Genomic DNA, 26,994 nt, shown 5'->3' with positions numbered 1-26,994 from the left:
CTGGATGTTAGGATTGCGCTGTATAATTTTAGCAACTTTTTATTGTTGAGTAACAAAATTAGGAAAGTTAATTCCTTCCAAAGCTTGAACGTTTCCAAATACCATATCGGTATCTTCTGAAGGAATAAAACCTTTAAGCACAAAGTGAAATAATAAACCCTTTAAAATAAGGATAATTAAGGAACTAAAAAGTGTTAGTTTTATATGTGAAATCGTCCAGCGTAGACTATGTTCATACCAGCTTTTAATGTGATCGAAATAAATTTTAAATTTCGCCTACTTGGAAGGAACTCTGAGGTAGGATATAAATCGGCTGAAAAGCATCGGGATTAGAGTCAATGAAATCACACCAGAAATTAAAATAGCAATTCCTACAACGGCGGAAAATTCATCGAAGAAACAGCCGATTACTCCATCGATAAAAAAAGATAGTCAGAAACACAGCAACTAATGATAATGTCATTGCTATGACCGTGAAACCAATTTCTTTAGAACCTTTTAAACTCGCCGATAAACGATCCAGTCCTTGTTCTACGTGGCGCATAATATTTTCTAAGACTATACAACAGCATCATTAATTATAAATCCTAAAGCTAACACTAATCCCATTAAGGAGAGATTATCTAAACTAAATCCGCATAAATACATAAATCCAAAGGTCGAAACAACAGAAACGGATAGTGGAAACATAATAGCTATTACGGTTGACAATAAATTATTAAGAAAGAGAAAAATTACCCCAATAACCAATAACGCAAAAAAAAAAGTAAAGTGAATTAAACGTCTTTTATAGAATCCTTAATGAAGGAACAACGATTATAAAGGATTTCAATCTCTGCGCCTCCTAGTAAATTTTTTGTAAAGGAGAGGGAGTTCTTTTAAAATATTTTGTACAGATACAGTGTTGGAATTGGGTTGCCGCTGGACAATGTTTTCCATTATATCATGTGTTGGCTTTATCATTAGAAAAACTGTTTTCTACAGTTGCAATATCCTCTAACCAACCGTCCTCCTTTCCATTCATTACCATTTAAATAAAAGTCCCTTCGTCATCGATTTTGATAGCTTAACTGGGAATAACGAGGACATTTTTCTGTTGCTAAAATTAATTTTACCTTGACCATTTGTAAAGGCCATAGGAGTTGTTGAGTATTATCAATGGTGCCTTTAAAACACAGTCCCCGTTTTCGAATTTACAGTGTTATCTATGAAGGTTGATTTACCTTTTCCTAAAATTTTATCTCCACTTTCGTTAATTACTTCGACGATAATTGAGTTTAGACGTTGATAACTGAGCAGCTTAGAAAGTTTCTGTTACGGTAAATTAAAATTAACTAAAACAGGATTTAATTGATTAATCGTGACAAGAGGTTGGCCGTTTTCTGCTGTAATTAAATTTCAACCTTTGAAGGGGAGATTTCCTGTTTTACCCGTTAAAGGAACATTTATCTTTGTGTAATTAAACTGAGCTTGATTTTTTAAAAAAAACTTTTTTTGGATTGAACTAATTTAGCTTTGAAAGGCTCAGGGTCAATCTCAAATAAAAGCTGTCTTGCTCTTACCGTTTGGCCTGGAGTAAGATCAATTTTTTAAAATACCAGAGATCTGCGACATGATCGCTACGGATTGAACAGGCTCAGTATTTACTGGGATTTTCTATTCAATAGGTGTTGCTTTGATTACAGCTCTAGCCACAGTAATAGGCGAAAAGGAGTAGATGACCAGTTTTTTATCCGCGGGCGAATACATAAAAAGAAGCGAGTAGCAACGCTACAATTAGAACGACGATGCCATACTTTTTCGATTTGATAAGTTTTGACATTTTATTGATGGATACCTTTTCGAAATTAATAAGATAGTAGTTATACTATCGAATAGCTTACTATTAATTTGATCTTATAGACTCACAACTTTTTTTGATGACTCTTTTCCAAACCGTACGCGCTTGGTGCCAGGTGTTAGATAAGCTCCTAAGTCCGCTGGGTTTGAGTCAGGCAAAGTGGCGAGCTTTATTAAATCTCTCTCGTTCAGCTTTTCCGTTGGGCTAAAAGGAATTAGCCCAAAAGATGGATATCGAAGGGCCAACATTGGTGCGGCTTATCGACTGATTACAAAAAGATAATTGGGTGGAGTGGCATCCGGATTCTCAAGATTGGCGTAGCAAAACTGTCCATCCGACTTCAAAGGCACAGAGAATGTTAAAGAGAATTAACCATATTTCAGAAGAGTTAAAAACAGAAGCGCTTTCGCCCATTCCCGAAAAAGAATTGTATAGCTGCATTTACGTCTTAGGTCTTATAAGGTCAAAACTTCTTCAGGAATTAACGCATTATGGGTCTAAATCCTAATCAATAGGTTGCAGATCATGGAGTCGTAACCTTTGACAGTGCAGCCACTTATAGTAAAATCGGTCGTTTCTTCCTGAGGCACTGAGGTAGGAAACTTGCTAGCTATAAATACGCGCGCCCGTAACTCAGTTGGATAGAGTACCTGGCTACGAACCAGGCGGTCGGCGGTTCGAATCCGTCCGGGCGCGCCATATAATCAATAGTTACCTGATTCGCCCTTTATGGTTTCCAAAACTTTCCCAAAAATTAACTCATTGCCCGCATCTTTATCAAACGAGTTTTATTAGCGCTTTCGTCCTTCACAAGTTCTTTGATCATGATTTAAGGAGGATAATTATTTACAATTAAAAATTTAATATTTTTAATCAGAGATTCAAATAAGAAATTAGGTAATATTTCCAAAAATTAAAATAAATTTAAATGTTAAGAAATGAAATAGTCTTTGTACAGGAAAAAATAAAAAAATACCCATTTTAGTTGTCCTGCGGTGAAGTCTCTGGACGACGATATTTCTGTTTTTCTATTTTTTTGGTGTACAGAGGTAATAGTTATCCTGAAAGTGGTATTTAATATTTTTTTAAATTTTTAGTAAGAAATCTAAAAAAAGGGGGGGGGATGTGTAGATGGTAGATACCTACTTTTTTAGAGGCAGATTTTTAGAGATAGAATAAATTATTCAGAAATAATAAATTCACTATATTCTAAGGAAGAATTAACTTTGAAAGAGTAGGTTCGTGGGGTAGAAAATCAAAAATCTGCTCGTGTTTTTTTATAACTTCCTCAGAAAAAAACAGATATACTAATTATATGATGGATTCTATATTCAGAAGGTAAATAACTGTACGTTGGATCTCGTCTTGCTAATATTGATACTTATCTTTCAAAGAGCATTGGAAAGTAATGTAAAAACCTGCAGCTTGAAGGTTGTAAATTTCTATAGTGGAATTTTTTAATACTTCTTGGTATATTGAATCTACTGAAAATGATCTTATTCATCTAGATTAACTACTCTTAGCACTTGTCTTTCAGATAAAAGAGATGGGTGGAGGAGAGTAAATTGAAAAAATCAATCTTGATTTCCGTTGCTTTTATTTTGAACTTGTTTTATACAGTGATACAGTGGCTGTTTCTGGAAAATCCGCATCAACTTTAAATATCATTTTTTTTATTAGCAACAAAAAAATGGGTGACCACTAATTCTGCTGAAGTTAGGATTTCTGTAAATGCGACTACTAAGGAAAAGGAAAAAGAATTTAATGTTATCCAAGACCAAGTTCTCAAAAAACTTGAAGAATTAAGTAATGGGAAGACGTGGCACATTGATTCCTTTAATATGGCACAGGATCAATAATGCGGATTAGAGGAATTAAGCATGGAAGCCACCCCACGATTGTCTTTAACCTTGATTAATAATTTAAGACAGAAAATTGAAGATCTTTCTTAGGCGGGACAACAGTATAAGATTTAAAATATCAATTTCGAGCTAAGCTTGGCTGAAAAGGAGCAAGCTTTACGCCAAGAAGTTTATAGTCAGATGAAAATAAAATTGAAAAATCTCAATGCACAGTTTTCGAACCTCTACTTTTTGCATCGGATAAATTTTGTTTATTCTCCAATTTCCCCAATATATTGGCGAAATGCCAAAAATCTTATGGTTATGCGGGCTGATCAACCGCAACAAAACGTGCCTTAACTGGGAAGTGAATTAGTCTTAGTTGCTAACATTCAACTAGTTACTATTCACACTGGCCCCCGCTAACCCCTAGCGGTCTTTGCTGACTTCATTTCTGTACAAGCTTCCCTGTCAGCAAAAGCAGGCAAGGGCGGCTTAAAAAGGTGTAGATACAATACAGACACTAGAGAGCAAAATTTGTTAGAAGCCCGTTCTCCCTTCTGCTAGGGTAAAATTTGATCAACTATTGAGAATAGCGCAATATTTCATCCAGATTGTAACCTTACCCTTTTAGAAGTATAACGATATCAAAATTAAAAGAAAAAATTTAATCGCTGCTTTAGCTGGGGTCTTAGGTATCGTAAATATTGTTGCTGCAACGCCATCTTATGGGGGACCCTATCATCCCCATCATTATCATCATTATCATCATTATCATCATTATCATCATTATCATCATTATCATCATTATCATCATTATCATCATAGCGGTGAATTTTTAGCTGCTGGACTCATATCTTTGGTACTGCTATTGGCATGATGGCAGGTGCCTCTATGGGCCATGAACATTATTATTACGATTGCCGTCGTGTCTATTTTACACCCGTTATTGTGATTAGTGTATGGGGGCGATCGTACTTGTTACGTAGAAAGACACGTTCATTACGTTTGTTAAAAAGATAAATAGAGCCCGGGCCCTCACGCTGAGCCTTTTTATTAAAATTCTCATTCTAATTTAGCTCCTCCAATGATTAAGAGAGTAAAAAGATGGATACCACACCTAGCAATGCTAAATCTACTCTACTGCTGAATCTGAAAATCTGTCTGAGAAGATTAGAGATCGGTTATGAAATTAACCTGTTTATGTAACAATTCCGTTTTAATGGCTTGGAACGCTTTTTCGTCTAAAGGGGGGGTGCTTTTTCAATTAAAAAGGACCGAAAACCTTCTTGCAACGCGTCTTTAATAGTGAAATAAACACAAATATCTGCACAGAGGCCACAAAAATAAACATCAGTTACTTTTTCCCCTAAGGTAAACCGGAAAGGCTCGTGCTTTTTTGATGGTCAATATCATAAAAAGCGCTATAACTATCAATTTCTGGATTTATCCCTTTCCTAAAAAGGACTTTCATAGAATTTGTTTCCAATTTAGGGATGGAATTACGAACCTGCTGATTCCTGCACACAATACTCAGGCCACAGCGTTTGTTATAGGCCATGCAATACAATTTTATCAAAAGGCTTTTTTCCTGGATGGGTTAGAAGCAAAACTTTTATGATTTTTAGGATCTCAAATTTTGGGTTGCTATTACCAGATCAAATTGAGGCTGTAATTTATCAATAACCAGGATAATGGCTTCGGCATTAGGAACTTCCAAAGAACCTCCAGCCATGAAATTATTTTGAACGTCGACGATGATTAGAGTTTTCATTTTTTTTATAAGCTTCTATTAAATGGTTACGTCTCTCATTAAGCTCACTACTTAATCCTACTTTGTAAATATGAGGGTTATTAAAACGCTTATATTTTTCTGGCAACAAACTTAAGCGATGTTGGCTGTATTTTGCTATTTCATTGAGCGTTTTAGCAGGAGATAATCGTTTACCATTTTCCATTATCTTATGCAGAAGCGCTTCTTTTTTATAATTTTTAATGTGAAAGAATTTTAGTGATTCAAAAGGGTGATACATGATGTCTGTATCTTTTTCATCAACTAAAGTAACAACATCGGCTCCTAGGAAACTGCCCTGGTTATCTAATAGTCGATACACCTGCTTTTTGTAAGGTAATGTTATTTTAGTAGGTGTTTCGGAAAGTTTGAAACGAGGTTTGTTGTGACTAAAAGCGAGTTTATAAACTCCATCTAGAACACCATCTGGTTCGCCAATAACAAGTTTGGTTCCGACACCAAAAATATCAATAGGTGATTTTTGTTCTAATAAGCTTTTAATTACGTACTCATCGAGCTGATTAGAAGCTACAATTTTCACATAAGAAAGACCGGCTTCATCTAGCATTTTACGTGTTTTTTTTGCCAGATAACTAAGACCACCGCTATCCAGCCGTACACCTTTTAATTGCTGGCCCCGTGACTCCATTTCTTTGCCTACTTGGATAGCATTTGGCACGCCGCTTTTTAGCGTATCATAGGTATCGACCAATAAAACACAATCCTGGGGTCGGCTTTCAGCAAAATCACGAAAGGCCGATAATTCATTGTCATAACTTTGTACGAAAGAATGGGACATTGTTCCTGCAACTGGAATAGCGTAGTCACGTCCGGCGATTACATTGCTGGTAGCATCAAAACCGCCTACTATCGCAGCGCGGCTGGCATAATAGCCTGCTAATCCGGCTGTTCGTCGCAATCCAAAATCAATAAGCCTTTTGTCTCCCGCCACATAGCGGATTCGGCTAGCTTTCGTAGCGATAAGCGTTTGGAAATTTAGAATATTTAAAATCAACGTTTCTATAATTTGAGCTTCAATGAGTGGAGCTTCAATGGTTAATACTGGGCGAGTGGGGAATATAAGATCCCCCTCCTGTGAAGCATAAACGTTGCCATTAAATCGGAAGTTTTTTAAATAATGAAGAAATTCGGAATGAAAACCTTGGTGAAATAAAAAATCAATATCTCTTTTGCTAAATTTAAACTGCTGAAGGATAGTGAGCAGATCTTCCAATCCTGAAAAGATAGCGTATCCGCCCTTAAAGGGCAATTTACGAAAAAAATAATCAAAAACAGCCACCTGATTTTTTTTTCCTTCCAGGAAATAAACCTGTCCTATAGTAAGTTGGTAGAAGTCCGTATAGGTGGCTGTAAAATGAATCATCGAATAAGGAAATGACTCCTATTATTTTTTCATTGAAATAACTTTTTTAAGTTTGCAGGTTTTGCCATTGTAGTTCAATTCAAATAAGCTGTCATTCATCAATTTCACTGATCTACAACTGACATCTTTGCCAGCCGTCGTTCGCAAACCAAAATTATAGGTAGCATTAGCAGGGCCAGTTTTAGTGGTTAAGTATCTTAGGAAACCTCTGCTTTGTTTCTTGACACTAAAAACTACTGCTCTAACACCAACGTGCGATAGAGCTGTTACTCGAACTTGGACTTTAATGCTTTCGGAAGAAGTTTGCGCACAACTAACATTTCAGAAAAAGCCATTAAAGAACTCCCTATTAGTTAGGGCTATACACAATCCTTGGGTCCTTTTTTTAAAGCCTCCTTTGTCAATTGAAGTGATCTTATAGAAATCCATCTTAACTAGTCTTAACTATAAATTAAAAAAAATAAAATTTCTAGATAGGTGCAGGAGCTACCCTGCGTCGCTAGTGCTGATAATTCCTGGATAGGCCAAGTACGGGATCTAGTTTTAATACTTTTAATACTATTCCAATAGATTCCAATAGAAAGTTGATCAATGCCTATTTAAGAGGTAACTTATCGGCTAGATAGACTTTGAAGAATTAATTGTCTAGGGTTAAAAACCATAGGATGATTAAGTCACATTGAGTTTACGTTTCCAACGAGCTTTTCCTTTCTTTATTTTCTGACGCTTTATTTCATCTTTACTTTCTATATCTGACGCATTCGTCAGTATAAAATAAAAAAATAAGCGTGAAGTGCGGCAATAATTTCGTCAATTTTTTAAAAAAAGATAAGAGTCCAATTCTTATCCGTGCTAATCATTTAACTTTTTTTGACGATTTTGGCATTATTGGGTGCGCTTTTCCAGATTTTCTTGGAATATCCCTTTGGCAAAACTTTATGAGTCGAATTTGTTTAGTCGTTTCATTAGTTATTTAGGTAAAATTCAAAAACTGTATTAAATAAGATTGTAAGTTTATTGAAAAAAGGAGACTTTTCTATCGTATTTCCAGAGGGTGTACGCATCCTTACCGCAAGATTAAATTTAAGTTATTATGGTTATGGCGCGGGTTAAATCTTGCAAGCTATCCTTCAAGTAAAGGTGCTATTAATTTATTCGTTCCAGTAGGAGATGCACCGTAATTTTCCTAAAAAGGTTATTAATTCTATATGAAATTAAAGTGGTTAACCATTAAAACTCACTCATCAGGAGGACAAGTTGTAAAAACGTTTCTGCAGAGATTGTGAATGGTCTATGGCAGATGGAACAAGAATATTTTGAAACTTATCCAAAAAATAATGCTTCCAGCTTCGTTTCTAAATCCCATGTAAGTAAATATTTTATCCCCCAATTTAAGGAAGCTCAGAACGGTAGTCTACATGAGAGTGAAGAACAAGTATCTTTATCTCACAAAGAAGTAATTCCACACGTAGCAGTTTCGGCTACTAATTCTCCGAGCCTAAATTCTTTTCTTATGCTGTTACAAACTGATTTTAATAAAGAATTTAGAAGATTCCTAACTAAAGGAATCGAAACTAAAATCTTGGCCCATCTAATTAGTGTTCTTGCCTCTCAATTTTTTCTAACCACTTTAAATGAAGGGGTAAAGCTAATACAGTTGTCGGCACTTATGCAGGATCCAATGTTTGCCGCGTACAGCGGATTTGTATTAAATACTATATTGAATGGTTATTTTCTCTCTGATTTCTTTGAGAAAATCATGGGTTCTGCGGTAGAACTTCCTTTGCAGAATAAAAATTTTTTTGATCGAGATATGTTAGAAAATTTAGATCCTCGCCTTAGACATAAACTTTTGCACGGATTTAAAAAAATCTTTAGCTCTTATTTTTTTCATGGACACTTTCTGCTAATTTTTCTTTCACGTTTTCTTTCATTCCCTGGATGGAAAAGAAAGGTATGAAGAAAGTGTTGATAGTAGCTTTTACTTATTTCACATTACATTGGACTGGAAGTGAAAAGTTGTGAATATTGTTAGTTAAATTAATAGCTAATAATATTTTTCCTATTTATCCAGTTATACCTTATGTAGATGAAGAATGGAAACTCTATCGTGATCTTGAAGTTGCAACTAAAGTATTAGAAAATTTTAAGAAATTGCTTTCTTCTGTATTCAAAAAAAATATTCATCAAAGGTCTTTATTGGATTAAGAGCAGATTAAAGAAATCTATAAATTATAAAAAAATCAAAAAAAAGCTCTGAAGAAGCAATGAATTTATTTTTAAAAATAATGGATTTTAGATCGCTACACAAAAAAATATACAATCAAGAAAAAGATTATAATACCTTCAATAAGGTATTGCAAAAAAGCGTTTTTCTTATTGGCCAAGTCTGTATGACTTTAACGCTAGTAGACTATATTGCTAATACGCCTAAAACTATTAGGGCTCATGTAGTTCAGTATGAAGAAAAATCTTAGGTATTTAAAGGTCTTGTCGTACTTTCATTTTTAATGTTATATCTTTATGTGGCGCGAAGTTTAGTGGATGATATTTACGGCGTGACATTGGAAAAGCTTGTGCAATATATTTGTAAGCAATTGAGAGAACCTAGAGAACTTAATTTTTTTTACAAATGATGACGGATTCGTGGAGCAGTTTGAAAGATTATAGTCATTATATCAAGTCAACCTGGAATAATAGAACAAGTGTTCCTGAATAGATTAAATTAATTATTTTTCTGCCAAAGGTGTTAGTTAGTCTTATATCTGTGGCACGGCTTTATACTTAAATCAAACAAATTTACCTATTCTATCGAGTTCTATTTCTTATTGGTGAACTTTATTTTTTAGTGCAGTTGCTAATCTTTTTCGGTTAGTTTTGTTACCAATGGTTTTTGGAAATTATTTTCTCGAATGCTGACGAGAGATAAAAATAAAGTTGAGTTTATTTTTCTCGATATTGAAGCCAGTGTGTTAAAAATGTTGGATCTTATTTATCTAGCGATTTTTATCCAAATTTTGTTGGCAATAACTCAACAGCTATTCGGCTTGGACGTTGAAGTTACAGCCAACGGTGAAGAACTTATTAAAGCACTTTTTTGGGAACAACAGTCAGCAGAAAGAAGTATTTGATCAGAATGAAAATAAAACTTCAACTCGCAAAGAAGAACTAGAAGAAATTTTAGTAGCGGGAGAAACTTCTAATTCTACCTTTACGGCGCATCTTCAAAACATTTATTCGAATTTTTTATTCGAGTTTATTAAATGCAGGCCTTTTTAAAAGGCCACGTACAAACTATGAGCCACATGAGACAACGGAACGTTCGTATTTGTTAAGTAATGGAAATTTTTCGCAAACTAATGGTTATTCTCATATTCTTTGATGAAGCTACTAAAACTATCTGCCAGAACCTACATTGGGTGAAGACTTTATAGCTGTATTTAGAAGAAACCTTTCTATGTTAAAATGAACTCATGTGTATTCAGATAATTTCACATGCCCCTTATGAAGGTTTCGGGGACGACTGACAATTGGGTTGCAGCGAAAAACTATGTGTTTTCACGTACTCAAAGTTACGCGGGTGAATGTTTGCCTACTCCAGAAACTTTTGACTTTCTTATTCTCATGGGCGGTCTGCAGTGCCTGCGTATATCATCTCTATCATTACCTACAAAGAGATGAGCTGGTCCAATCAGCAAACTAAGTAGGGAGGTCTAATTTAGGAATTTGTTTAGGGTAGCCAGTTAATTCAGCGTAGCTTTGGGATCTATGCCTTTGCGTAGCCCAGAAAAAAAGGGAAAAAGATCATATTTTCCGCATTTTCTGAAGTCATTTTTAAGTATGCATTGGCATAAAGACATGATGAGATTACCAGAAGGGGCTGTAATTTTAGCAAAAAGCAGCAGAGGATACCCGAGATAAATCGTCCGATTCAACGAGCGAGTGTATGGTTTGCAATGTCACATTGAATTCACAGAAGAACGCACTCGATTTTTAATTCAAAAATATCGAGAAGATTTACAGGAAAGCATTTACACAAGCACCAGAAACTATTTTAACTAGTGACTTTTAGAGTATTAATAACTTGCTGTTGAAGTCTTTGGAAATCTTTGTGGCTTTTGAGCGAAGCGAAGTAGTTCCTCGCTTCGCTCGCAGTGATATTTAGAATCGACCTCGTCGGCCTCCACCGTCGCGTCCACTACCTTCACGTCGGCGACCGCTACCATTACTGTTATTATCTCGTGCAATGTTGACTCGGATTTTACGGCCTTGTAGCTCAACGCCGTTGGCAACCAAGGCAGCTTGCGCTCCATTTTGGTTCGCATAGGTGATAAAAGCAAAGCCCTTAGATTGGCCCGTTTCGCGGTCCGTAATTAATCTGGTTTCTTCGATATCGCCATATTGCCCGAAAAAAGATTGAAGATCATCAGCTGTCACATTATATGACAAGCTCCCTACATAGACTTTATTTTGACTCATCGTCATTTTCCTTCGGTTATAGAAATAGAAATGCTTTTGCAAGAATGTCAGGAACTGTCACAGAAAAAAACCCAAACGAATCTATGCTCGGCTTTAGTATTATACGACATAATCCTGAAAAAAGATATAAATATCGCGTGCTTGTAACGTTCTTCCGTAGAGACCTCCCCAAATTTTTAAGTAAATTATCGGGGAACAAGGCTTTCTAGTATAATCTACTTATATTTGAAGTGTATCTGGATAATAACGCAACAACGCCAGTGGCCCCAGAAGTTTCTGAAAAAATTTTTCATTTTTTTTAAAGAGTTACGGAAATTCCTCTAGTCTTCATCGCAGAGGGATCGACGCAGGGAGGGCTATAAATGAGGCACGTCGCTGTTTCAGTGCATTGTTGCGCTCCAAAGAGCAAGAAATTATTTTTACCCTCCGGTGGTTGGCAGGGAAAGTGTCAATTTATCGGTTAAGGGAGCGATTGAGGCTACGGAGTGACACGGGACTCACATTGTCACAACACCGATAGAGCATCATTCTGTTTTAACCACTTTGAAACAATTTGAACAAAAAGGGGGGGTGACTGTTGATTTCACACGGATCGACTCTAACGGCAAAGTTTCGCCGGAATCGGTGATCGAAACGATAAAGCTGGATACCTTTTTAGTAGCCATCATGCATGTTAACAATGAATTAGCAACCATTAATCCGGTGGAGGTAGATCGCTAAAGTAATAAAGGTGAAGCGCAAAGACATTCTTTTTTTTGTAGACGGGACTCAAGCATTTGGCAATCGGGAAGTAGATATCTTGAATATTGATTTGTATTCCATTAGTGACCACAAGTTTCACAGCCTGAAAGGGAGTAGCGCTCTTTATGTGAAAGAAAAAAATACCGATTCAACCCTTGATCACCGGAGGGAGAACAAGAGTTTGGTTTACGCTCGGGAACTGAAAATGTTCTCGATATCGTGGGATTAGCTGAAGAGGCTAAACTTGCTTATCCAAGGTTGAAACGACTCAAAAGCATTTGTAAGATTTAAGACCCTATTTCCTAGAAGAATTAAAAAAATTCTACAAATAATGATTAATTCTCCTGCGGAGACGCTTGAAAATACTTTGAATTTTTCCTTTGGTTTGATCCCTTCAGAGGTAATAATGCATTCTCTCGAAAAAAAGGAATTTATGTGTCAGCTGGTTCAGCATGTAGAGGGACAAAACGTAAGCCGAGTCACATCTTAAAAACAATTGGTTTATCGCCTAGGTGAATACAATCCGCAATTAGATTTAGTTTTTCTTTTTATACTACTTAGGATGAAATTTTCTATACCGTGGAAAGTATTAAATCGATAATTGATAATTTTCGCTTGATTGTCGAATAAAAATGAAAAAGGTAATTTTAATTAAATACGGTGAAATTGCGCTTAAGCGAAAAAAATCGTCATATTTTCGAATCATCTCTGCTTGAAAATATTCGTTTGGCCACTGGGACTGAGGAAAGAGTTTTAGAAAAAGAACGTAGATAGCTTTATTTGAATTTAGTAGAAGATAAAATGCTCTCGTATTATCGAGAAGAATTGAAGCGAATTTTTGGAATAGTAGCGTTTTCTCAATCTTTTCGCTTACCACTTAATAGTAATTTGAATGAAATTGCAGAGATAATGATTTCGCATTTTGGAAAACTTAATATTCAGACTTTAACTTTTTGCGTCGATGCCTGACGTTCTTTTAAAATCTTTCCTTCAGATTCTATAGAAATTAATAGAGAAATAGGTACAAAGGTTCTACAACGTTTTCCTATGTTGAAGGTCGATCTTAACTGACCTCAATTAACTATTTTTATTGAAGTACATAAAGAAGGAGTATTTGGATACACCAATTTTGATTATGTGAGAGGGTCAGAAGGCTTTCTGGTTGGTGTTGCTGGCCGTGGTTTGCTTGTTTTATCCAGGGGGGATTGATAGCCCTGTGGCAGGCTTAGACTTTATTGAAACGCGGAATGATGATTGACGCTGTCTACTTTCACAGTTTTTCTTACACGGGCGAAAAAGGAAAATAAAAAGTTGTCGATCTTGCTCGTGTACTAACGCAATGAAAATTGTGAGAAATAAATTTATATATTCCTCATTTTACCAAAGTTCAGGAGTCAGTTAACAAAAGCTACCAGAATCCACATGGACGATTATTTATCGTCAGTTTATGATTCATATTGCGAAAAAACTTTCAACGCCTTCTTATCAAGCGCTTATTACTGGTGAAAATTTAGGACAGGTAGCCAGTCAAACCATTCAAAACATCGCTGTTATTAATAAAGTGGGCAATTTGCCTATCCTGAGGCCTTTAATTAGTTTTTATAAGCAAGAGATAATTGATCGAACGGAAAAAATTGATACTTTCGAATTTCTAAACGTCCTTATGAAGATTGTTGTAGTTTATTCACTTCTAAAAATACAGAGACAAAAGCCAAAGAAGAAGAAATTTCAGAAACAGAAAAATTATTGCCAACAGAAGTACTTATTACTCAAGCGTTAAAGAAAATAGAAATTATTCGAATTCCTTCGTTCTAGTTCAAAGAAAAGCAAGCTTTTTTTGAGGGCTAACAAATTAATTTTAAATTTTATAAGGCTTTTCGATGAATAATAATCAATGGTTTTCTTTGATTTAAAAATAAGATTAATCCAACTATACCAAATAAAACAGCAGATAACGCCAAAGGCAAATTGGATGAAATATTTTTGGTAATAACCACCATGCCAACGATAGAGGAAAACAAAAATCGAAAAGAACTACTTAAAGCAACTGCTGCACCAGCAGTATCACCAAAGGCTTCCATTGCATTGCTACTACCAGCCTCAAGGCCAAAGGTTCCGTCCATACCAATTAAAAGCATCGGCCAAATAAAACCATCAATTGTCAGGCCGACACTAAAATATCAAACAGTCATTACTATTTCACCAAGCAGTGAAATAAAAAATCCTAAAGTAACTGTTTTGTAGATACCAATTTTCCCGACAAAATAGACTGAGAGTAAGCTACTGATGAAAAAGGATATTCCCATAAAAGCGAAATAATAACCGTAATTTAACTCAAGAATTTCAAGCAGCCGGATGATGTATAGTGAAATTGAGCAGAAGATAAAAAGATAGCTCAGGCCCATAGCGGTAGCGAAGGTATAATTGAAAAAATTCGGTTAATAAATTGGTATTTAGCGGAACCCTTTTGTTTTTGGGTAATGATTCCGGTACAGTCAGTAAGATACTTAAAACGGCTGATAAAGAAATGATTAATAAAAAAGGAAAGTAGCTAGCTAACCAAAATGGACATCCAAATAACTTCCCAGAAAGGGCACGAACATGGGAGAGAAAGCAATAATGCCATTTAAATACTTATAGGTCTTACCACTTTTTTTGCCATGATAACGATCCCGAACAATAGTAAAGCCTACAACGAGCATTCCAACGGATTCAATAGCTTGAGTGATACGATAGAGAATTAGTTGTGGAGTCGATCTGGCAGTCGCATAAAGAAGCGATCCTAGCGTAAAAATTGCAATAGAAAGGAAACTAATTGGCCGGAGCCCGTATAATTGATCGGCTAAGGGTCCAATGATGAGTTGAACCAGGCCACAAGTCAGCATAAAAAGGCTTAGGGTAAGTTGCATTTTTCCTGCCGACACGTGGAACAACGTCGACATGCTGGGAACGGCGGGTAAATAAAAATCCATTGCCAATGCTAGGGCCATTACCATTGGCGCTAGAATCCAAACGGTTTTGCGAATGGGAAGGGACGTCATGAAAACCTCATAATTAAAAAGCCAATTTTAAATAATTTATATCCTGCAGGATGCTCGATCCATCCTCGCGCTAGGATCTAATTTAGCTTGAGTAGATTTTATCTTGGAAGCTATTTGATGAAAACGTTTTTTTGCTTGCTTTGAGAGCAAGCTTTCATTTCAGTCATTTGTCGTTATCGTTCCCACATTTTTCTGAACGATCTCATAGTAAGTTTTTATTTGATCTAAAAGCTTAATTTTGATTTTTTGTTTTTTACTGTTTTAGCGAAACATTCGAACATGAATCTACAATTATAAATCGAACGGAAATAGTTTTTAGTCTCAGCTGATTGATAAGTGGTGACTTGGAAATTCCTGATTTTTTTCCAGAGTATCAACCACTAGTCAATAATAAAGATAAGAGAAAGCTATTTTCTTCTCTTTTTCATCCGCTTTATAAAAGGATGCCATGTTTTTTAATTCTTCCAAATCTAGATGGCGGTATGGTAATGATATGATGGGCGCTGAATCCAGAGCATCCGAATTCTGTGAACGAATCCAATTTTTTATTTTGCATTATTTAATGTTTTGTTTAGCTTTTTTAAAGTAAGAGAAGGTAGATCGAACACGGCCATAGGCATAAATGGCGTTCTCTAATTCTTCTTGAACTCAATAAAAATATCTTAAATCGATATTTTTTTCTGAATTGCAACGAGATACTAATCGAAGATAAGCGACTCGGCTGTAATACTAAGCGCGATCGGTTTCCGACAGTAAGTAGGGATAGTCGTAACACTATTTTCAATTGAATAAACGTAGGTAAACGTTGAGTTAATTTACCGAGCGCTTTAATGCTAATTAAGCTCATTAGACATTGGAGAGTAGGGCATATTCCATAAGAACTGCATTACTATTTTCAGGATTAGGTCATTCTGAAAAAGGAAAAACAGAATGAGAAAAGCGTTATGAAAATGTCGCTAAGTGGGTCCACCATTCCTCAGGAACCTTTTTAACAGCCTTTTCTAATTGATCGGAAAATAGGGATCCATAATGAAGCAGATTTTCTAATACTCTGGTTGTCAGAGAATAAAGTAAAGTGTTTGCTCTACTCATTAAAATTAATGTCTTGCAAATAATATAAGTTGTTCGATGTGGATTTTGAAAAGCAATTAATAGAGATTGTGTTGCTTACTCCTGAGGGAAATTATCGATAAAATCTTGATACCGTCCAGATAGCTGAGCAGTTCTTACACCAAAGTACGCGGTTGTAAGTATACACATCATACTTGGAAATGAGTTTAAGAAGGAAAATCATGTCAGGTTAAGTTGAATTATTTGCTGAGTCAAGGACAAAATTATTCCTAGAAATTGAGCAGTCGAATGTATGAAATAAGCAGCAGCAACCGCTTGTCCTGGAACTCTCGAATTTTCAGGATAAGAAATCAGTTTTGCTATCGTAGGGGTAGTGATTAAAGAAAAAACGCACACATGAGAGTAAGACAATAGGGATGCTTCTCCCCAAAATTCAGCTGCCTGTTTAAAGCTCACCTCTGCAGTTATCTAAAATATTAAACACACGTAGGCCTAATGATACAAGTTGTTCCTATTAACTCTGATTCTTCTTTAGAGAGAGCGGCGCTGGGGCTGGATTTGGTTTTCCCTGCTAGGAGTTCCCCGCTGGGGACTTCCTCCCTTCATTAAAGCGTTGAATTTTATTTTGCAATCTTTGGAGCCATAATTGAAAATATTAGAGGTCCAGCTCTTGAGTGAGGTATTAGTAATGCTTCCTTCTCAGATAAAGATACCCCCATTCCCTGGAATTGGGGGTATTCTATTTTCCTGTGCTTCCGTAGCTCATTGTGGGGAGTTCATCTCCATTCACAGCAATCGCTTTTCAGAAAATCAGGATTCCAATCCGATTTAGCTAGTCAGAAGGAAGGTGTATTAGCTTTTTTGAGATCTAATGTGTGTCGTGGTAATTATTCTTCTCCTTATTACTATTCTACAAATCCTGCGGCGTGTTAAATGTTGACTCCAAGCATCTAGTACCTCTTTACAATAAAATGCAAGGTCGTTGAAATAAAATACCCAAAGCAGGTAAATTTATCATTTCCTTTCCTTAAGCGGTAAGTCTGGTACTGAAAGAGTGTCCACAAAAATCGGATAAACCCAACTTGGCGTGCCACTAAAGCCAACACATTAATTACTGTTACGAATTTTTAAACTCTTGGACCATCATTAACAGCCAGTTTAGTTATAGCATCGAATTTAGTTATAGCATCGCATCGAATAATTGTTCCGAGGTCATGTTAGATAATTCTTCAGGGGTATATACAACAGGCTGTCTTTGCGCATTATTAGATTTTATTTTTTTGAGCCTTAGCGTGTAAAGCCGTGGCCTAATGTCAAAATCCCGGTAACCGTACTTGCTACAGCTGCTTTTATAGTATGTTGGTCTAAGAGCACATAGGTTATTAAACCGGAAACGCAAATAGAGCGATTTAAGCTGAATAAAGTTCTTGTCACTGTATGACCAGCAACATCGTGGGCAGGAAGATGCTCATTGCCCTGCGTATCCACAACAATATTAGGGAGCGATCGAAATATTATCGTATTGTGCGCTGGGTTCGTTAACTCAACATAGTAATAGCAATTGCCAAGGCAGGTAGCCCGACCACAATACCGATTGAATCGAATGTTGGTTTCCTAGATATTTTTTCCGAGTACATTTGTAGTATGTCGTAGGTAATATAAGTGTCGGCGACAGAACGATTAATTATATTATTAAAGATTGGGAAAAGAGCTTCAGATGCCTCGCTGGTAAATTTAAGAATATTATAGATAAATTCTTCCTCCCACGCTTTTTTGTCAGAGAGATTTTCAAAGACGCGAGTGATAAACTCCACAGCGTGGATTTAAATTTATCGCGGGTAATAAAATCATAATAAATAGTTCCAAGCACTACTGAAACTATAGTATGGGTGGGAATTAATGTTCTTAAGTTGTTATCGTCTAAAGCAGCGATGCAAATCGCATCTATTTCTTCCAAGATTTGTTTGGATGTCAGCAGCAAAAACGTCTTCAGTCGGATCGACGGCCATAAAATCATGAACGAGATTGGCTGAAACAGCAATACCAAATACGCTAGTCAGGACCCAATTAACAATAGGCATCCAAGAATCTTTTTCCGGGTGGCCGCCAAATTCTTTAATAAGACCCATATCCATATCGGTATTGATTTTTGGATAGCCATAAAAAAAGCCACTATAAGCACGTTCGATAATGACAGCTAAATCAGCGAAAAAGTCGTAGATTCTTATCATCCAAGGATTGATGTCTTGAGTAGGATCTTCACAGCATTTATTGATAGGGGCTGCACGTTCTGGATCTACATTAAGTTAAGGTTGTGATGGCCTCGGGCTAGTCTTCGATTTTCATCGCTAGGACGTTTGGGTACCCAGAAAAGTGTGCAGAGTTGGGCTTTGAATAGCAAGCACCCACCATTTGAAGGAGTGCTCAACTCCACTTCTGAATTTTGTAAAAAGGCTGTTGAGAGTCTTCGTTATGTGAAGAATTTTGAGACTCGTGAGACATGGGACCTCCAATGGTAGAAAAATAATTTACAATATTATCGGATAGATTGTTCAATAATAATAATTAAAATTAAATTATTTTTATTGAGATAAGAAAAATTATTAAGAAAATTTAAGCACGTTAAGAGATAAAGTTTAACTTTCTTGGAGAAGAGTTTCTAGATGTTGACAAATTTCTTTTTTTAATTCCAGGAATGGGGGGCGCTTGCACTTAAAAGCTTTGCGACTAATTATTGGTGTTAGCTTTAAATACCCATCGGATGGAGGTAAGAACAATACTTAAGGGACGAGTTAAGATATCGGAAATAAATTTCGAACTAAAAAGTCTATCGTCTAAAATAGAATAATCTTTGGTAGCGCTGGTCAACACTATAATAAATTTTATCGTATTGTTTTTCTGGACCTGATATCATTTAGTACGATTGTAATTTCCTCAGCAGAGGGCTCTTCAGGACGATTTTGATAATCTGAATTTTTTTTCCAGAAGAGATGCAATTGCGGGTATTGTTTGATTAATTTTATTTAATTGTTCATTGTAAATTTGATGCAAATTTTCTGAAGCTACTTTTTTTAGACTATTTTCCTTTTAACGTTTTTTTAAGGATTCGAGGGTTTGGGTATCTGATTGAATTATATCAAACATTTTTATCAGGTCCGTTTTTAATTGTCTTGACAAGGTGGAACAAAAGATAAATTGGACTTTATCCAAATTTACTATTTGGTCTTTTTTCCATTAGATGAATAGGGTACTGCACTTGGCCAAAACTGTCTTGGTAAGGATTATTCTCGATAGAAAATTTTGGCTTTTAACAGTTTGATAAGAGCTGATCGAATATTAATTTTAATTTGCAAATGTCTAAATCACGATTTAGAACTTCTGTAAATTCGATATCATAGGCCATATATTTCTTACAAGATTGAAATAAATTTTTATCTTGGTCAAGAGTTTAAGTTGAAAGAGATAGGTCAACTCCTTTTTCTTTCAGTGATTAAATTAATGTTCTTAATTGTTCAAGATGGTTTTTAGCTTCATTGAGGTCGTTATATTTTGAAATTAAATTAATTAGTTCGAAAAGAGGATTGCATTCTAATTCCTTATTCTTTTGAAGGTGAGGGAATAGAAACACGAATCTTTCGAGTTCAAAAATATCTTCTAAAGTGAGATTGTGAAGCTCAATAAACGGATAGTCTTATGTCAATTGTTGTAATTTTGTCTATCAGTGGCTTAATTGTTTCTTCAGCTTCTCCAGCTGCTAATTTTAGCTTGAATTTCTAAAAATTCATAAAGAAAAAATCCAAGCTGAATTTTTAAGTTGAGATAGTCTCGCTTCAATGTTCTTATTTTATGTTTCTTAACTTCAGAGGGAAAGTGAGAAGAACGTATTTTCAAAAGGCTTTCTTTGCAATCTTATGGTGGCTAGATGAAGCTCCGTAAGGGCCTCTTTCGATCTCACTTTTTCTAAAGCGTTAAAGTTGAATACTCTAATATTCAGCTTATTAGAACGCGCATTTCGTTCATAAAGAAGGTTACTGTTATGTAAGTCTCCGTGCATTAGAGTAGGTATTACGGTTTTCGTTTTCGAATAGAGCTCCCCTAGGGCTGCGATCCTATCTATCATGATGCCTAAAACTTCGCTGTAATTAATTTTTTTAAAACTATAGGTTCCTAAAGCTTTACTTTACTAAATGGGCTTATACGATTCTAACTTCGCTCACCTCATTTTGATTGCTAATGACTATGGACTCGTGTGGAACTAATTCTGTGTTAGCCTCTGTAGAGATATAAAGCAAGTCAGAAATCAGTTGTTCTCTTTTTTCTCTTTCTATTTTTTGACCCGATTTTTATATATAGGAGTTTATTATGCTCTTTTTTCTGATACTGAAAAGTATTTTTGTCATCAACGAAACAGACTGGAGAATAATAAACAGCACGTATAATATTTTATTCCTTAATTATTGAATCGTCAGGATTATTTTTATTCAAAGTAAATGAACTATAATCGAAAGCATATCCAGGAAGGGGCTATTTAACAATAATTCTCAATTTATGAGTGCTTGGCTTAGAGTCGTTCTTTCGTTAAGGGCATGAGTAAATCGCTTTTTCAGCTAGTATGGCATAGTGCCAGAGTGGTTGATTATCCAACTGAAAAAGGGGGTTTAGCTCGCCTGGGGTGTCAATTTCATGAGAAATGACGACATACGCTTCTAGATTGTTAGATTGTCGATGAGTTTATATAATGTATAAGGTAGCAGATGAAATTTATTTATTTTAGAAAGCATTTCGTCTCTGAGTTTGTTTTATAAGACGATGTAACAGGTCTTTTTGTTGAGGAGTGAGTTTGTCTGGAGATTCTAAATGAAGAAATTGAATAGGATAGTTTAGCTGATATTGAAATTTATTGCCGTTTATTTTGACAGTATGATAGGAATAATTTCACTGGATGTTTTGCCTTTAATCACTTTCCTAATAAAGTTACTAATTCGAACAAGAGATGTTTTTGAATCATCATCACTTCCTTAAAAAGGATAAGATGATAAGTACAGCTGTATTTCAGAAGGCATGTTATTCCCTTTTTTGAATTAATTAATTTATCCCTTCGGCTTTTATGAATATTCCGACTTATTAATGTCTGAGCGTAGTTGGTTTCCTTAATTGTTTCAATCATCTCTTTTAAACTAAGCCCATTTTCTTTGATTGAACTGAACCGCCATATCCTTCAATTTTTTCCGAGTTAACCTCCTGAATAATCCTTTCAGTAATAGTCGAAGCTTGTTCTATTAAGAATATTTGTTTGCTATTTTCTGCAGTGTCAGAAAATTCGCATAACAAGCGTGCACATCAGTATATGGAGATAAGCTTCAACTCTTCTGGATCTTCTTTCTCAGATATCGTTTCTATTGATTGACCACTTAAAGGATTAACCACTTAAACTCTCAACCAGTTGAATAACTTGATAATAGTAAAAATTAACTTAATTTATATTTTCCTTCTGAGCGGCTGGCATTAGCTCGGTCAAAAATTTCGGTGATGTCTTTAGGAAATAGGTAATAATAAGTTAACACTTTTGATACCTGAGCTTGAGTTTCTTTATCAAGAACGAAGATAAAAAAATTCAGTAGTTGGTTTACTATTTTAGTGTTTTCTTCTTTTTAATCAAAAGAAATATTTTCTAATTCACGCGTGAGAATAATACAATAGACTCAACAAATTTCACGTTGAGCTAGAAAATATGTCAGAACTGTTGGAGGCACTTTCCCCAAATGGTTATTGCCCATGCGATCTCTTCTTTTTGCTTTAAAAATATTCTTCCTAATTCGAAGTTATTTTCTTCCAATAACAAGCTCTTTACCCAAGTATATTTTTCATAACTAATATCAATGGCAAATTGGATGGACTGAATCAAGTTGTGCATGAAGTGTTTTAGAACCTTTGTCGATAAAAGAAACGTGACCATAAGTTTTTTGTAGTTGCTTCCAGACCCAAGCCGTGTTATCACCAGTAAGGTCGTAAATCATTTGAGGAACCGTGTAGATCGAAAATAGATTCCAGGAAATACTCAATAGACGAGTTAGTCAATGTAATTTTTGGGATGAGCCCTGAAAAAGTTTCGTACCGAACAGCTCATAATTTTTTATTGATATTTATTAACGAAACCTTATAATTTTACAGCTATTTTTAATTTAATTATTTCTTAATCATAAATTTTGATGGAATACGGGAATGAATAATTTCGCATTAAAAAATTTCAAAATTTAATCTTTCGAGGAAAATCTTATTTAATTATACTTTTAGTATTAATATTGTTACTATTGATCAGCCACAGCATGATATATTACACATTTCGGCGGAGTCGGTAATTTTTCCTTTGCCGGATCAAGTCAAACAAATTATCCAAGACCTTAAGACTTTTATAAAGTCATTGGAAAGCCCTAATGGCAAGCCTACGGTATTAGCCGCGACCCGGGTTGGTATTCCGCTGTGCATTTTTCTGATACAAATTCTCGAAGAAGCAAAAATCGTTCATAAGGATTTTTATAATACTTTACCATTAACGGTTTGGATTAATCGGAGCTATAAAGCCATTAAAGAAGAAGGGAAAACGAAAGATTGGGAGGATTATTATTCGGTACCGGAAAAATGGGCGAGATTTTTCGCTGGAATGTGATACATTACGAAACTTATCTTCCGGATGGGGAGAAGGTGAATGGAATAGCGCAGGATTTTTTAGCGCGAATTATTCAACATGAAACCGGGCTTAAATGGTGAACTTTATGCGGATTTAATCGAAGAAGGTTGTCGTTTTGGAGATCTTGAAACGATGATAGCAATTCCCCGAAAGGAATTTCTCGATTCCAATAACTGAGAATAATTATTTCGACCATGAAGCGGATATCGGCATATCGGTCAAGGTAAAATGATTGAATAGGTCTTTATCAACACTGCTGAGGCTCTCTTTGCCATCATGGTTGATGACTTGTCACAAATTAAAAAAAAATTAGTTCCTATTCAATTTAATGAAAGCGATTCCTAAATTGCTTTGTTGACTTGGCTTAATCGATTGGTCGCCGAAGCGCGAGCAAACAATCTGATATTTTCTCATTTTGAGCTTAGTCATCAGGGGGAATATTGGAAATCTAAAGGTGTTGGAGAAAAATGGACGGAAGAAACGGTTCGGGGGACCGAAGTGAAGGGAGCTAGATTAACCATGCTTTCGGTAAAGAAAGAAAATAGCCAATGGGAAGCAAAATACGTCGTTGATGTTTGAGGTTGTAAATTATCTGGCTGACTATAATATCTAGTGATGGATATCAACCAACTTAAAAAAATCAATGATTACTGCTGGATCTTGTGCGAGCAAAGGAACTTGTCTGTGCCTATTCGAATCTATGGTAGTGAATCTCTTATTCGAGTAATGGACGATAAAGTGCTTGAACAAATAACCAACATGGCTCAATTGCCCGAGTTAGTTAACGCGTGGCCATGGCCAATGCCGGACGCGCCTATTGTGGCTATAGCTTCCTTTTGGGGTGTCACTGCTTTTGACCTTCACTTCAGCAGGGAGGAATTTATTTACGCGGGCAGCGTGGGATTCGATATTTCTTGTGGAATCGGTTGCTTGCAAACGGATTTAACCTGGAAGGGATTAAAAGAGTATCGAGAACAAACTACTAGCAGAAGCCCTTTATCAGACGATTCCAACAGATGTCGGAGTGGGTGGTCGTTTAAAACTCTCGCCTTTTTGAGTGGATGGAGGGAGGTCTTAAGAGTGGGGGTTCACTGGACGGTCAAGCGAGGCTTTTGTGGGATAGAAGAAGATTTACTTTTCGTAGAAGAGCAAGACCAAATGAAGGGACCCATTCCCAAGAATGTTTTTGAGCTAGCAAAAAACGCCAATACAATGAAATGGGGACCTTAGGTTCTAGAAACCATTATTTAGAAATACAGCTCAATCAATACAGCTCGTCCATAAAATTTTGGATAAAACAGGCAGCTAAAGCTTATCGCCTTTTTGAGGAGGGCAAATCCTTATTTCCATCCATTGTGGATCTCAAGGCTTATGGTATCAAAATTGGAAGTGATTATTTTGGTGAGCTTAGCAAAGGAGACAAAATATTTGGGGGTTGTTTTGCCTTCTGGCTAATCTCCAAATATTAACTGATCTCACATGTGAAGTTTTTGATGAAGTAATTCCAGGAACTTGCATTGAAACGCTGTACAATGTTTCACATAATACCTGTAAAAAAAGAAGAACACGAGGTGGATGGTAAAATGCTCACTTTTTATCTACCATAAAGGGAAAAAACGAGCGTTTTGACCAGGGAAAAAACAACTTCCTGCAGAATATCGAGAAATTGGCCAGCCGGTAATTATTGGGGAAAGCATGAACACGGTTTCTTATCTATTGGTAAATAATTCCGAAAATGAGAATAAAGCTTTTTCATCCGCTAGTCATGGGGTAGATCGCTCGATGAGCCGTCGCCAAGCATTAAGGTATTACTATACGTAGTTGTACTCTGCGCGGAGTAGCAGAAGAAGTGCCTGGCGCCTACAAAGATTTAGACGAAGTAGTAGAGTCGATGAAAAAGGCGGGACTGGCTCGACGAGTAGTAGCTTTTTAAAATCCAAAATTTGCGTCAAGGGATGAATAAGGTTTTGCAATCAGTGATTCACCAAAAAATTTTGAATTTCCAAAAGAAAGGGCGAGAAACGATCGATATTACGGATTCCGTCGATGACGTTGTTCGAAGTTCGGAGTGTAAACAAAGATTGTGTCATTTATTTATTCAGCATATGAGTGGATCGCTTATTGTTTGTGGAAATGTGGATCTCACTGTTCGCAAAGATTTGGAGAGATTTATGGTGTGCTTTATTCTTGATGGAGACGCCATTTTTAAACATATCGAAGAAGGGTCTGATGATATACCGGTTGTATTTGTGCAGTGTTCTAACTTAAACAAGCCTTACCTTTCGGATTCAAGACAAATAAGCTTGCTCTAGAGGTACCTGGCAAGGCATTTATTTTTGGGAACATCGTGTAGTAATTTTTGCCGTCGAGTGATTGTTACTATATCGGGATGAAATGGGGTCAGAAAATTCTAACCCCATTTATTCTTGCACGAGCAAGAAGGTTACTGGATTTCTTACTTTCGTGTGAGATGGAAAATAAACCATAATATAGCAGCTAATACAATATATAATAAGGACATAAATGGTTCGTAAAAAAGCTATTATATGGTCAAATATTTAACCCCCCAATAAGTAAGAGAACCACAGCGATCCAACTAATTACGCTTCCTGAAATTAAATAAATCCCTCCTTCCTTACACTATTATAGTGAATGAATATTGTTAAATAACCATTTAATTTTAATTATTATTTTCGTTTTCAATTTGTATTTTCTGCATTCCAGAGCGTTTCATTTTGGGGATGGAGATTTCTAATACGCCATGTTTGCTTTTTGCTTTAATCTTTTCGGCGTTTACAGATTCTGGAAGGCTGAAACGACGAATAAAAGCCCCTTTAGTGCGCTCGACTCTTAAAAAATCCTCTTTCTTGTCTTCAGTTTCGGTTTCCTTTTCTCCTTTAATTGTTAAAACGTTATTTTCCATTGAAACTTCGATTTCTTTAGGGTCGACGCCGGGGATATCGGCGCGGATGACATAATTATCATTCATGTCTTTGATATCAATACGAGGGAACCATTCTGTCGAAAAAGCATCCCATAGCTGGCTTTCTGTAGACCATCCAAAAGGTTCAAATAAACGATTAATATCTTGTTGCAAATGACTTAAAAGACTTTGTGGGTGTTTTTGAATATTTGCCATAATTGATCTCCTTTTGGTTAACGGTTAATTAATAATATATTAATTATTATATTTAGATATATAGGGTTTAAAGACTGAATTTCAAGAGGAGTGGCTCCCTGTGTAAGCCTAGCATTTAAATCGGGAGTCTTGATTCAAGATGATGTTCTCGCGCTCTGTTGGCAGCTGTGATAAGATGCGTTTCCCTTTGGGCGCCCGTAGCTCAGTTGGATAGAGTAACCGGCTTCGAACCGGTTGGTCGGGGGTTCGAATCCCTCCGGGCGCGACATAAACCAATCAATTAGATTTACTCCTTTTCCATTCTCGTCCGTTTGAACCCGATTTATACTAGACAATGTATTAGCGGCTACTTGGGTATTCCCAATTTAATTTTCTGATGGAAACCTTTTGGCGATGCCATTATTTTTTTACTTCGCACACCAGTGATGAATTTTTTTTAATTGAGATTTTTAATTAATAAAAAATAATAAAAAATTAATTTTTATTTTTTAAAATAAAATTCTGTCAGGGTATTAAATTTTCCGATTGGTTGAAAAATCGTAGACATCTGGTCAAATTAAAAAAAATAAAACAATTCTTATTTTTCAACCTAGGAGAGAAAGTTATACCTTAATAATATTAATATTAGTTATTCTTCGACAAACGTTAATGATCGTATTTGATTTTTAATATTGCATTGCATTACACAGCAGAAAATTTCTAGAAATCCCTAGCAACATTTATGAATCCTAAAAGTGGGGTAAGCGCACATTATTTGGTACCAAAGGAGCCTGTTGAAGGACAGCGTGAAGTTTTTGGATTAGTTCTAGAGGAAAAAAAGAGCTTAGCACGCTGGTGTCAGTTGGTGGTAGGGTAGAACGAATTTAAATGATACATCGATAATTTAGGTTATATTGAGAAAGAAGGAGAACGGATATGGTTTCTTTTTTCTGATTATCAAATTGAAACGCTAATTGAATTATGCATCGATATTATCCG

The 26,994-nt window shown here is 35.8% G+C and carries 23 protein-coding genes, 2 tRNA genes and 2 pseudogenes; 15 read left to right on the top strand and 12 right to left on the bottom strand.

Annotation, left to right across the window (positions count from 1 at the left end; all coding sequences use genetic code 11):
* Positions 1–39 precede the first annotated feature (39 nt).
* The 4 genes and pseudogenes from CleRt_RS13340 to CleRt_RS14570 all read right to left on the bottom strand — a co-directional run bounded on the left by CleRt_RS13340 (position 40) and on the right by CleRt_RS14570 (position 1,299).
* Positions 40–420 (bottom strand): annotated as a pseudogene (locus tag CleRt_RS13340) (efflux RND transporter permease subunit).
* The gene (locus CleRt_RS14120; protein WP_371440256.1) at positions 389–562 is read right to left on the bottom strand and encodes an efflux RND transporter permease subunit; all 174 of its coding nucleotides are present in this window, start codon (positions 560–562) and stop codon (positions 389–391) included. The pseudogene CleRt_RS13340 and the gene CleRt_RS14120 overlap by 32 nt, the downstream one beginning before the upstream one ends.
* Entirely contained in the window at positions 559–750 is a 192-nt protein-coding gene (locus CleRt_RS14115) for an efflux RND transporter permease subunit (protein WP_157870845.1), read from the bottom strand. Before CleRt_RS14115 ends, CleRt_RS14120 begins: the two co-directional genes overlap by 4 nt.
* A gap of 417 nt (positions 751–1,167) precedes the next feature.
* Positions 1,168–1,299 (bottom strand): hypothetical protein, encoded by a 132-nt coding sequence (locus CleRt_RS14570; RefSeq protein WP_503465671.1) that lies wholly within the window; start codon positions 1,297–1,299, stop codon positions 1,168–1,170.
* 1,163 nt (positions 1,300–2,462) lie between these two features.
* Here CleRt_RS14570 and CleRt_RS04870 point away from each other — a divergent pair.
* A tRNA-Arg gene (locus CleRt_RS04870) sits at positions 2,463–2,539 on the top strand.
* A 1,852-nt stretch (positions 2,540–4,391) separates the two neighbouring features.
* Positions 4,392–4,523 carry a hypothetical protein gene (locus CleRt_RS13335; protein WP_306686602.1) on the top strand — a complete coding sequence of 44 codons (132 nt, stop codon included), beginning with the start codon at positions 4,392–4,394 and terminating at the stop codon, positions 4,521–4,523.
* Positions 4,524–4,925: 402 nt separating this feature from the next.
* On the opposite strand, the gene CleRt_RS12000 is transcribed toward CleRt_RS13335, so the two are convergent.
* Together CleRt_RS12000 and CleRt_RS04855 are read right to left on the bottom strand one after the other, a co-directional pair.
* Positions 4,926–5,006, bottom strand: a complete 81-nt coding sequence (locus tag CleRt_RS12000; protein ID WP_235379213.1) for a hypothetical protein — start codon at positions 5,004–5,006, stop codon at positions 4,926–4,928.
* Positions 5,007–5,420: 414 nt separating this feature from the next.
* Positions 5,421–6,857, bottom strand: coding sequence for a nicotinate phosphoribosyltransferase (locus CleRt_RS04855; RefSeq protein WP_048875288.1), 1,437 nt, complete (start codon positions 6,855–6,857; stop codon positions 5,421–5,423).
* A 1,282-nt stretch (positions 6,858–8,139) separates the two neighbouring features.
* Between CleRt_RS04855 and CleRt_RS10715 the strand changes: the two genes are divergently transcribed.
* The 3 genes from CleRt_RS10715 to CleRt_RS04830 all read left to right on the top strand — a co-directional run bounded on the left by CleRt_RS10715 (position 8,140) and on the right by CleRt_RS04830 (position 9,988).
* On the top strand, positions 8,140–8,817 hold the full coding sequence (locus CleRt_RS10715) for a hypothetical protein (protein WP_048875286.1): 678 nt from the start codon (positions 8,140–8,142) through the stop codon (positions 8,815–8,817).
* 68 nt (positions 8,818–8,885) lie between these two features.
* Positions 8,886–9,065 carry a hypothetical protein gene (locus CleRt_RS04840; protein ID WP_048875285.1) on the top strand — a complete coding sequence of 60 codons (180 nt, stop codon included), beginning with the start codon at positions 8,886–8,888 and terminating at the stop codon, positions 9,063–9,065.
* Between the two features lie 704 nt (positions 9,066–9,769).
* Positions 9,770–9,988 carry a hypothetical protein gene (locus CleRt_RS04830; RefSeq protein ID WP_048875283.1) on the top strand — a complete coding sequence of 73 codons (219 nt, stop codon included), beginning with the start codon at positions 9,770–9,772 and terminating at the stop codon, positions 9,986–9,988.
* Positions 9,989–11,018: 1,030 nt separating this feature from the next.
* Here CleRt_RS04830 and CleRt_RS04825 read toward each other — a convergent pair.
* On the bottom strand, positions 11,019–11,336 hold the full coding sequence (locus CleRt_RS04825) for an RNA recognition motif domain-containing protein (protein WP_082160434.1): 318 nt from the start codon (positions 11,334–11,336) through the stop codon (positions 11,019–11,021).
* 543 nt (positions 11,337–11,879) lie between these two features.
* On the opposite strand from CleRt_RS04825, the gene CleRt_RS13330 reads away from it, so the two are divergent.
* From CleRt_RS13330 to CleRt_RS09125, 3 genes are all read left to right on the top strand, one after another.
* Positions 11,880–12,056: an aminotransferase class V-fold PLP-dependent enzyme gene (locus CleRt_RS13330; protein ID WP_306686601.1), complete on the top strand. Its 177-nt coding sequence runs from the start codon at positions 11,880–11,882 to the stop codon at positions 12,054–12,056.
* A 10-nt stretch (positions 12,057–12,066) separates the two neighbouring features.
* A complete protein-coding gene (locus CleRt_RS13325) occupies positions 12,067–12,306 on the top strand; it encodes an aminotransferase class V-fold PLP-dependent enzyme (RefSeq protein ID WP_306686600.1) in 240 nt (79 codons plus the stop codon).
* A 1,218-nt stretch (positions 12,307–13,524) separates the two neighbouring features.
* Positions 13,525–13,857 (top strand): hypothetical protein, encoded by a 333-nt coding sequence (locus tag CleRt_RS09125; RefSeq protein WP_082160432.1) that lies wholly within the window; start codon positions 13,525–13,527, stop codon positions 13,855–13,857.
* Between the two features lie 85 nt (positions 13,858–13,942).
* Here CleRt_RS09125 and CleRt_RS11990 read toward each other — a convergent pair whose 3' ends face one another.
* From CleRt_RS11990 to CleRt_RS04795, 4 genes are all read right to left on the bottom strand, one after another.
* The gene (locus CleRt_RS11990) at positions 13,943–14,215 is read right to left on the bottom strand and encodes a hypothetical protein (RefSeq protein WP_235378871.1); all 273 of its coding nucleotides are present in this window, start codon (positions 14,213–14,215) and stop codon (positions 13,943–13,945) included.
* Between the two features lie 417 nt (positions 14,216–14,632).
* On the bottom strand, positions 14,633–15,118 hold the full coding sequence (locus CleRt_RS11985) for an MFS transporter (RefSeq protein ID WP_235378870.1): 486 nt from the start codon (positions 15,116–15,118) through the stop codon (positions 14,633–14,635).
* 2,358 nt (positions 15,119–17,476) lie between these two features.
* Positions 17,477–17,677, bottom strand: coding sequence for a hypothetical protein (locus CleRt_RS10115; RefSeq protein ID WP_157870844.1), 201 nt, complete (start codon positions 17,675–17,677; stop codon positions 17,477–17,479).
* A gap of 425 nt (positions 17,678–18,102) precedes the next feature.
* A complete protein-coding gene (locus CleRt_RS04795) occupies positions 18,103–18,420 on the bottom strand; it encodes a hypothetical protein (RefSeq protein WP_048875279.1) in 318 nt (105 codons plus the stop codon).
* A 4,013-nt stretch (positions 18,421–22,433) separates the two neighbouring features.
* Between CleRt_RS04795 and CleRt_RS04780 the strand changes: the two genes are divergently transcribed.
* The 5 genes and pseudogenes from CleRt_RS04780 (at position 22,434) to CleRt_RS04765 (ending at position 25,189) form a co-directional block, all read left to right on the top strand.
* A complete protein-coding gene (locus tag CleRt_RS04780; protein ID WP_082160431.1) occupies positions 22,434–22,856 on the top strand; it encodes a peptide deformylase in 423 nt (140 codons plus the stop codon).
* Between the two features lie 372 nt (positions 22,857–23,228).
* On the top strand, positions 23,229–23,456 hold the full coding sequence (locus CleRt_RS11980; protein ID WP_235378869.1) for an archease: 228 nt from the start codon (positions 23,229–23,231) through the stop codon (positions 23,454–23,456).
* 105 nt (positions 23,457–23,561) lie between these two features.
* A complete protein-coding gene (locus CleRt_RS11975) occupies positions 23,562–24,107 on the top strand; it encodes an RtcB family protein (RefSeq protein ID WP_235378868.1) in 546 nt (181 codons plus the stop codon).
* Between the two features lie 465 nt (positions 24,108–24,572).
* Positions 24,573–24,810: pseudogene (locus CleRt_RS11970) on the top strand (RtcB family protein).
* 22 nt (positions 24,811–24,832) lie between these two features.
* Positions 24,833–25,189, top strand: a complete 357-nt coding sequence (locus CleRt_RS04765) for a YjbQ family protein (protein WP_235378867.1) — start codon at positions 24,833–24,835, stop codon at positions 25,187–25,189.
* Positions 25,190–25,557: 368 nt separating this feature from the next.
* Here CleRt_RS04765 and CleRt_RS04760 read toward each other — a convergent pair whose 3' ends face one another.
* The gene (locus CleRt_RS04760; protein WP_048875275.1) at positions 25,558–26,016 is read right to left on the bottom strand and encodes an Hsp20/alpha crystallin family protein; all 459 of its coding nucleotides are present in this window, start codon (positions 26,014–26,016) and stop codon (positions 25,558–25,560) included.
* 191 nt (positions 26,017–26,207) lie between these two features.
* Here CleRt_RS04760 and CleRt_RS04755 point away from each other — a divergent pair.
* Together CleRt_RS04755 and CleRt_RS13320 are read left to right on the top strand one after the other, a co-directional pair.
* Positions 26,208–26,281, top strand: a tRNA-Arg gene (locus tag CleRt_RS04755).
* Positions 26,282–26,737: 456 nt separating this feature from the next.
* Entirely contained in the window at positions 26,738–26,872 is a 135-nt protein-coding gene (locus CleRt_RS13320; protein WP_306686599.1) for a hypothetical protein, read from the top strand.
* The last annotated feature ends 122 nt before the right edge of the window (positions 26,873–26,994 follow it).

The sequence above is a fragment of the Candidatus Coxiella mudrowiae genome (assembly GCA_001077715.1).
Taxonomy (GTDB): domain Bacteria; phylum Pseudomonadota; class Gammaproteobacteria; order Coxiellales; family Coxiellaceae; genus Coxiella; species Coxiella mudrowiae.
Note: the sequence above shows the minus strand (reverse complement) of the source record. Positions and strands in the feature narration are given on the sequence as shown.

What these genes read in the sequence shown, in the direction of transcription:
- CleRt_RS04855 (WP_048875288.1), bottom strand. Translation starts at nt 6,857, where the DNA reads ATGATTCATTTTACAGCCACCTATACGGACTTCTACCAACTTACTATA.
- CleRt_RS04830 (WP_048875283.1), top strand. Translation starts at nt 9,770, where the DNA reads ATGCTGACGAGAGATAAAAATAAAGTTGAGTTTATTTTTCTCGATATT.
- CleRt_RS04825 (WP_082160434.1), bottom strand. Translation starts at nt 11,336, where the DNA reads ATGAGTCAAAATAAAGTCTATGTAGGGAGCTTGTCATATAATGTGACA.
- CleRt_RS09125 (WP_082160432.1), top strand. Translation starts at nt 13,525, where the DNA reads ATGATTCATATTGCGAAAAAACTTTCAACGCCTTCTTATCAAGCGCTT.
- CleRt_RS11990 (WP_235378871.1), bottom strand. Translation starts at nt 14,215, where the DNA reads ATGCTTTTAATTGGTATGGACGGAACCTTTGGCCTTGAGGCTGGTAGT.
- CleRt_RS11985 (WP_235378870.1), bottom strand. Translation starts at nt 15,118, where the DNA reads ATGACGTCCCTTCCCATTCGCAAAACCGTTTGGATTCTAGCGCCAATG.
- CleRt_RS04795 (WP_048875279.1), bottom strand. Translation starts at nt 18,420, where the DNA reads ATGATAAGAATCTACGACTTTTTCGCTGATTTAGCTGTCATTATCGAA.
- CleRt_RS04765 (WP_235378867.1), top strand. Translation starts at nt 24,833, where the DNA reads ATGAATAAGGTTTTGCAATCAGTGATTCACCAAAAAATTTTGAATTTC.
- CleRt_RS04760 (WP_048875275.1), bottom strand. Translation starts at nt 26,016, where the DNA reads ATGGCAAATATTCAAAAACACCCACAAAGTCTTTTAAGTCATTTGCAA.
- CleRt_RS13320 (WP_306686599.1), top strand. Translation starts at nt 26,738, where the DNA reads ATGAATCCTAAAAGTGGGGTAAGCGCACATTATTTGGTACCAAAGGAG.